The following is a 6,392-nucleotide window of genomic DNA, read 5'->3' on the forward strand; positions in this document are numbered from 1 at the left end:
GCGCCGGGTAGCGGTAGGGGTAGCGGGTGTGACTGACTCCGAGTCGCTGCGCGAGCGACTGTAACTCGCAGTGTCCGTTCGCCACGCAGACGGCGCAGAGGTGGTTGCGCTCGGCGAGCAGCAACTCGACGATCATCTGGCGGTACTTGGCCAGCTTGGGCGAGTCGACGGCGACGTCCATGTCCTCGGCGACGAGTGTCGCGCAGGCCGGCAGCAGGCGCGGTACGCCGCGCACCTCGACCATGCACAGCCGGCAGGCGCCGACGTTCGACAGCCCCTTGAAACTGCAGAGCGTTGGAATGAAGACCTCGTTCGCCCGGGCGATGTCGAGAATCGTGCTGCCGGCGTCGGCCTTGGTCTCGGTTCCGGCGATTTTCAGTGTGATGATCCTGGCCACGGCGTCACCTCATCCTTTCACCGCACACGCTTCGCGAACGTCGCAGCGAAGGCAGCGGCTGCTTTCCGCGATCGCCTCGTCGCTGCTCAGGCCGGGCAGGACTTCCGTGAAATTCGTCCGGCGCTGTTCGGCATCCAGCTCCGACGAAACGTGCCGCGCGCCGCCCTCCGGTTCGAGCGGAACGCCTTGCGGCACGTCGAAGGTGCCAATCAGGTCGGTCAGGCGATCCTGGCCGGTCAGGCTGATGTCGATCGCCCGCGCCGCGTCCTTGCCGGTGGCCATTGTCGACGAGACGTTCGACGCGCCGGTGACCAGATCGCCGCCGGCGAACACGCGCGGGCGGTTGGTCTCGTACGTTACCCAGTCGGCGGCAACGGTGTCGTTCTCGCGCACGTGAATTCCCGAGCGGCGCAGCGGTTCGGCATCCGGCCGCTCGCCGATGGCCAGGATGATGTTGTCGCAGGGAACTATGGTCGTCTCGCCGGTGGAAACCGGACGGCGGCGCCCGTCGAGGCCGAAGTCGCCGAGCCTGGTGCGCATCAGTTCGATGCCGGTGATGCGGCCGCGCTCGTCGGTGACGACGCGCTGCGGGGCGACGAGGTACGTCAGCTTTACGCCTTCCGCCTCGGCGTCGGCCACTTCCCCGGCAATCGCCGGCATGTCCTGGCGCTCGCGCCGATAGGCGATGGTCACGTCGCAACCCAGCCGCAGCGCGGTGCGCGCGGAATCGACGGCGGCGTTGCCGCCGCCGATGACGACCACCGTCTTGCCGACGTTGGTCGGTTCGCCGCGCGCCACCTGCTCGAGGAAGTGCAGCGCGTGCCAGACGTTCGGCGATTCCTCGCCGAGCACGCCGGCGGTCATCGCCCGCCAGGTTCCGGTCGCGACGAAAATGGCGTCGTTCTCGACTTCGAGCACGTCGAGCGAGACGCCGGCGCCGAGCTTCTGGTTGCAGCGAAATTCCACGCCGAGGCTTTCGATGATGTCGAGTTCCTGCCGCAGCACGGACTTCGGCAGGCGGTATTGCGGCAGCGAGTAGCGCAACATGCCGCCGGCTTCGGCGCGCGCCTCGAAGACGGTGACGCGATGCCCGAGCAGCGCGAGATAGAACGCCGCGCTGAGTCCCGCCGGGCCGGCACCGATCACGGCGACGTTCTTTCCCGTCGGCGCCAGGCGCCGCCGCGCCAGCCGTGCGCCGACGTCGGCCACCAGCGGGCCGGCGAATACCTGGTCCGAGACGAAACGGTGCACTTCGCGCATGTTCAGCGGCGCATCGACGGTCCGTCGCCGGCAGCGGCTTTCGCAGGGGTGCTGGCAGATGCGGCCGGTCGAGCCGGGCAGCGGATTGTCCAGCCAGATCAGCTCGGCCGCCTCGGCGAGCCGGCCGAGCTTCGTTAGTTCGAGGAACTGCGGGATGCGCATGTGCAGGGGGCAGGAGTTCTCGCACGGCGAGAGGAATAGCTTGTCGCAGACGCCGGCGCGGCAGCGGTGCGCGCGCAGATGCTCCTCGTACTCGCGGCGGAAGTGCTGCAGCGTGGTGAGCACCGGATTCGGCGCGGTCTGGCCGAGGCCGCACAAGGACATCTCCTTGATCATCTGCGCGAGTTCTTCCAGTCCGTGAATGTCGGCTTCGTCGGCCTGCCCGGCGGTGATCCTGTTCAGCACGCGCAACGCCTGGTCGAGGCCGGCGCGGCACGGAATGCACTTGCCACAGGATTCGGCGTGCGTGAATTCGACGAAGTAGCGCGCCACGTCGACCATGCAGTTGTCCTCATCCATCACCACCATGCCGCCCGAGCCCATGATCGCGCCGATCTGCGCCAGCGATTCGTAGTCGATCGCCACGTCGAACTTCGTCGCCGGAATGCAGCCGCCGGACGGGCCGCCCGACTGTACCGCCTTGACTAACTTGCCGTCCGGCGCGCCCTGGCCGATGTCGTAGATGACGTTCTTGAGCAGCGTGCCGAGCGGCAGCTCGACGAGGCCGGTGTTGCGGATCTTGCCGACCAGCGAGAAAACCTTGGTGCCCGGGCTGTTCGGCGTGCCGATGTCGGCGAACCAGGCGCCGCCGCGGGCGATGATCACGGGAACGTTGCACCAGGTCTCGACGTTGTTGATGTTGGTCGGCTTTCCCCACAGCCCCTTCTGGGCCGGGAAGGGCGGGCGCGGGCGCGGACGGCCGGCGCGGCCTTCGAGCGATTCGATCATCGCCGTTTCCTCGCCGCAGACGAAGGCGCCGGCGCCTTCGACGAGCTTGAGGTCGAAGCTGAAATCCGTGCCGAAGATGTGTTCGCCGATGAGACCGGCGGCGCGCGCCTCGGCCACGGCGTGCTTCAGGCGCCGGACGGCGAGCGGGTATTCGGCGCGCAGGTAGACGATGCCCTCCGTCGCGCCGGTCGCCAGCGCACCGATGAGCATGCCTTCGATCAGCATATGCGGGTCGCTCTCGATCTCGTTGCGGTTCATGTAGGCGCCGGGGTCGCCCTCGTCGGCGTTGCAGATGATGTATTTCCGGTCGGCGACGGCTTTCTTCAAAAGATCCCATTTCACGCCGGTCGGATAGCCGGCGCCGCCGCGCCCGCGCAGCTTGGCTTTCTTGACTTCTTCGATCAGCTCGTCGGTGTTCGCCTTCTGCGTCGCCTGGTAGAAGGCGTGGTAGCCGCCGATCGCGATGTACTCCTCGATGTCCTCGGGGTTGATCAGGCCGCAGTCGCGCAGGACAACCTTCTTCTGGCCGCGGAAAAACGGAATCTCGTTCCAGTGCGCAAGCTCGGGCAGACCCCGGCCATAGGTGACGTGGCCGGTGAGGTGGTCCCACGCCTCGATCCTGCACAGCGCCTTTTCCAGAGGCGGGCGTTGTGCCGCGATGGCGTCGACGATCGCTGCCGCATCGGCCGGCGCGACCCGGCCGAGCACGACGAGCGGATAGCCGGGGAGATGCACGGTAACGATCGGTTCGGCGGCGCAAAAGCCGAAGCAGCCGACCGGCGTCAGTTGGGCGTCGATAGATTGGGTTTTCAGCGCCTCGCCCAGCGCCGCGAACACCTCACGCGCACCGTTGCCGATGCCGCAGGTGCCCATGCCGACCGCGATGCGCGGCTTGCCCGGCAGGATCTTCATCAGCCCGGTGCGGCGGAGGTCGAGCAGGCCGTCGAGGTCGTGGATCTTCATCGCGTCGCTCCGTCCGACAGTCCGTCCTCAATCGCTGCGACGAGCTTGCGCAGCTTGAGGTTGGTGACGTGCCCGTGAATGACCTCGTCGATGGCCGCGACCGGCGCCAGCGCGCACTGGCCGAAGCAGGCGACGGTGCGGATGGTCAGCCGGCAGTCCGGCGTGGTGAACGAGGTCGCGCCGTCCGTCGCCTCGTCGTCCGGATGGAAGCCGGCGGAGGCCTTCAGCGCGTCGAGCAGCGCCTTCGAGCCGCGCGTGTGGCAAGCCGTGCCGCGGCAGACGGCGACCGTGTGCCGGCCCTGCGGCTGGCGATTGAAGAAGGCGTAGAAGCTGACGACGCTGAAGATCTGCGAATGCGCAACGCCCATCTTGCGCGCGACAGCGGCTTGCGTTTCTGCCGGCAGGTACTGCAATGGATGCCGTTGCTGGAGTTCTTCGAGAACGCCGAGCACGTCGCCCGTGCGCTCGGGATGGCGCGCGATGACGTCGTCGATGACCGCTTCCGGGAGCGAGTTGTGGTTCGTCGCGATCATCTAGTACCTCCTTTGCCCGCCGAGCAGGGCAACGGCTTCGTCGATGCGGTGCAACGTCGCCGGCGAAACCGACTCGCCGATGTCGAAGCGGAAGGCCGGAATGCCGATCACCCAGGCGGTCGGCCGTTTGCCGTAAAGACGATCGGCCAGCCGCAGCAGCGCCGCCGGGTCGGCGTGGTGATCGAGGGCCGCCGACGGTTGAGTATCGCCGCGGGAGAGTGACTCGACGCGCAGTCCCGCGTCGCGCTGGTCGGCGGCGTAGGCATCGACAAAGACGACCTGCGCCGCCGACGCGATGTTCTCCGCCAGATCGGGCGTGAGCTGCTGCGCGGCGATTACCCGAGGCGCTTGTTGCAACGTCGATGCCTGTTCGGCGAGCCGCGTCGCAGCGATAACGCCGGCGCCGTCGTCGCTGCGCAGCGTGTTGCCGTAGCCGATGACGAGCGCCGTTGGAGGTAACCGTGGCAACGGTATCGCCGGGGCGAGGGAAGAGGAAAGTCGGCTAGCCACGTTCGCAGGCGTCCAGTAGTTTGCCCGACGGGTCGGTCAGCTCGATGCGCAGCAGCATCTGCCCGAGCGCGTGCGTCGAGCAGCTGAGGCAGGGGTCGTAACAGCGGATGACGGCTTCGACGCGGTTGAGCGCGCCCTCGGCGATCCGCTCGCCCTTGACGAAATGCCGGGCCGCCTGCGTGATGCCTGCGTTCATCGCGAGGTTGTTGTGCCCGGTGGCGATGATCAGGTTGGCCCAGGTGATCAGGCCGTTGTCGTCAATTTTGTAGTGATGGATCAGCGTACCGCGCGGCGCTTCGGAGATGCCGATGCCTTCACGATTGTTCGGTTCGGCGAAGGCGCGCACGTGCGTGTCGAGGATTTCCGGCTGCGCCAGCAGTTCGCCGAGGCGCTCCAGGGAATGCAGGATTTCGACGAGGCGCGCGTGATGAAAGTGGAACGAGCCGAGGACGGCGCCGCCCGGTTGCAACGCGCGGAACTCGGCAAGCTCCTGCTCGGCCAGCGGCGTGCCCATGCGCTCGCAGACATTGAGGCGGGCCAGCGGCCCGACGCGGTAGAGCCCGGCGGGATAGCCGAGCGGCTTGTAGTAGGGTGATTTCAGGTAGCTGTCCGGCTCCACCGCCTCGCCGATGGTGTCCGGGTAGGCGTGCGCGCCAAGCTGGTCGACGACGATCCGGCGCTCGGCATCGACGACGCGCAGGACGCCGTCGTGGTGTTCGATCGTCCCGTCGGGCGAAACGAGCCCGAGGAACAGGCTGGGGAAATTGGCGAAGGTGTCGATTTCCTCCCGGAAGCGCCCGATCACCGGCTTGAACCAGTCCAGCGTCTTGCGTGCGATGGCAATCGCCTGCGGCAGCTCGGCGACGATCGCGTCGCGCACTTCGGCGGCGAGCGGCTGGCTGACGCCGCCGGGAACGACCCACGCCGGGTGAATCCGCTTGCCGCTCAGGCGCTCGATGATTTGCTGGCCGAACTTGCGCAGCCATATCCCGTCGGCGGCAAGCTCGGGGAATTTTGCGGCAACGCCGAGGATGTTGCGTGACGCGGGATCGGCGTCGAGTCCGAGCAGCAAGTCCGGCGAACTGAGATGGAAGAAACTCAGCGCGTGCGACTGCACGATCTGGGCGTAGTTGATCACCCGCCGCAGGCTCGCCGCCGCCGGCGGGATGCGCACCGCCATCAGGTCGTCGCAGGCTTTCGCCGACGCCAGCAGATGGCTGATCGGGCAGATGCCGCAGGTGCGCGCGGTGAGCGCCGGCATCTCGTGGAACGGGCGGCCCTCGACGAACTTCTCGAAGCCGCGGAACTGGGTGATGTGCAGGCGGGCGACGTCGACGTTGCCGGCGTCGTCGAGGCGGATGGTGATCTTCGAGTGGCCTTCGATACGGGTGACCGGATCGATCGTGAGGGTTTGCGCCATGACTGGATTCCCTCAACCGAAGCGGATGTTGTGTTCCAGATCGGGCAGGCGGCCCTCGAGCAACGCAGCGACCGCGTTGAAGATGATCTCCGCGTGCGGCGGGCACCCGGGAACGAAGATATCGACCTTGACGTATTCGTGGACCGGCTTCGATTGCGGCAGCAGGCGCGGAATCACCTGCGTCGGCACGCCCGGGTTCGTCGTCACGTTCTCGACGTACGCCCGACGCAGGATGGCGTCGCGGCTGAAATAGTTGCGCATGCCGGGGACGTTGCTGGTCACCGCGCAATCGCCGAGCGCCATGAGCAGCTTCGTGCGCGAGCGGACGAGCCGGATCTTGTGCAAGTCCTCCTCGCTGCTG

5 protein-coding genes and 1 pseudogene are annotated in these 6,392 nt (G+C 67.3%); all 6 read right to left on the reverse strand.

Annotated features, from left to right (window positions below; all coding sequences use genetic code 11):
* Positions 1-397: 2Fe-2S iron-sulfur cluster-binding protein (locus KBA32_RS11360; RefSeq protein ID WP_294358991.1), on the reverse strand; the 397-nt coding region annotated here is incomplete at its 3' end.
* Between the two features lie 9 nt (positions 398-406).
* Complete coding sequence (locus KBA32_RS11365; protein ID WP_294358993.1) at positions 407-3,568, reverse strand: FAD-dependent oxidoreductase; 3,162 nt, start codon at positions 3,566-3,568, stop codon at positions 407-409.
* Entirely contained in the window at positions 3,565-4,101 is a 537-nt protein-coding gene (locus tag KBA32_RS11370; protein ID WP_294358995.1) for an NAD(P)H-dependent oxidoreductase subunit E, read from the reverse strand. Before KBA32_RS11370 ends, KBA32_RS11365 begins: the two co-directional genes overlap by 4 nt.
* Positions 4,102-4,569: a hydrogenase maturation protease gene (locus KBA32_RS11375; RefSeq protein ID WP_294358996.1), complete on the reverse strand. Its 468-nt coding sequence runs from the start codon at positions 4,567-4,569 to the stop codon at positions 4,102-4,104.
* Between the two features lie 34 nt (positions 4,570-4,603).
* Positions 4,604-6,031, reverse strand: coding sequence for a Ni/Fe hydrogenase subunit alpha (locus KBA32_RS11380; protein WP_294358998.1), 1,428 nt, complete (start codon positions 6,029-6,031; stop codon positions 4,604-4,606).
* A 12-nt stretch (positions 6,032-6,043) separates the two neighbouring features.
* Positions 6,044-6,392, reverse strand: a pseudogene (locus KBA32_RS11385) (oxidoreductase); the annotation flags it as partial.

The organism is Propionivibrio sp., assembly GCF_017995515.1.
In the GTDB taxonomy this organism is placed as follows: Bacteria; Pseudomonadota; Gammaproteobacteria; order Burkholderiales; family Rhodocyclaceae; genus Propionivibrio.

Bases quoted from the DNA above. Each gene is read 5' to 3' on its own strand.
- KBA32_RS11380 (WP_294358998.1), bottom strand. From the start codon at position 6,031: ATGGCGCAAACCCTCACGATCGATCCGGTCACCCGTATCGAAGGCCAC.
- KBA32_RS11365 (WP_294358993.1), bottom strand. From the start codon at position 3,568: ATGAAGATCCACGACCTCGACGGCCTGCTCGACCTCCGCCGCACCGGG.
- KBA32_RS11370 (WP_294358995.1), bottom strand. From the start codon at position 4,101: ATGATCGCGACGAACCACAACTCGCTCCCGGAAGCGGTCATCGACGAC.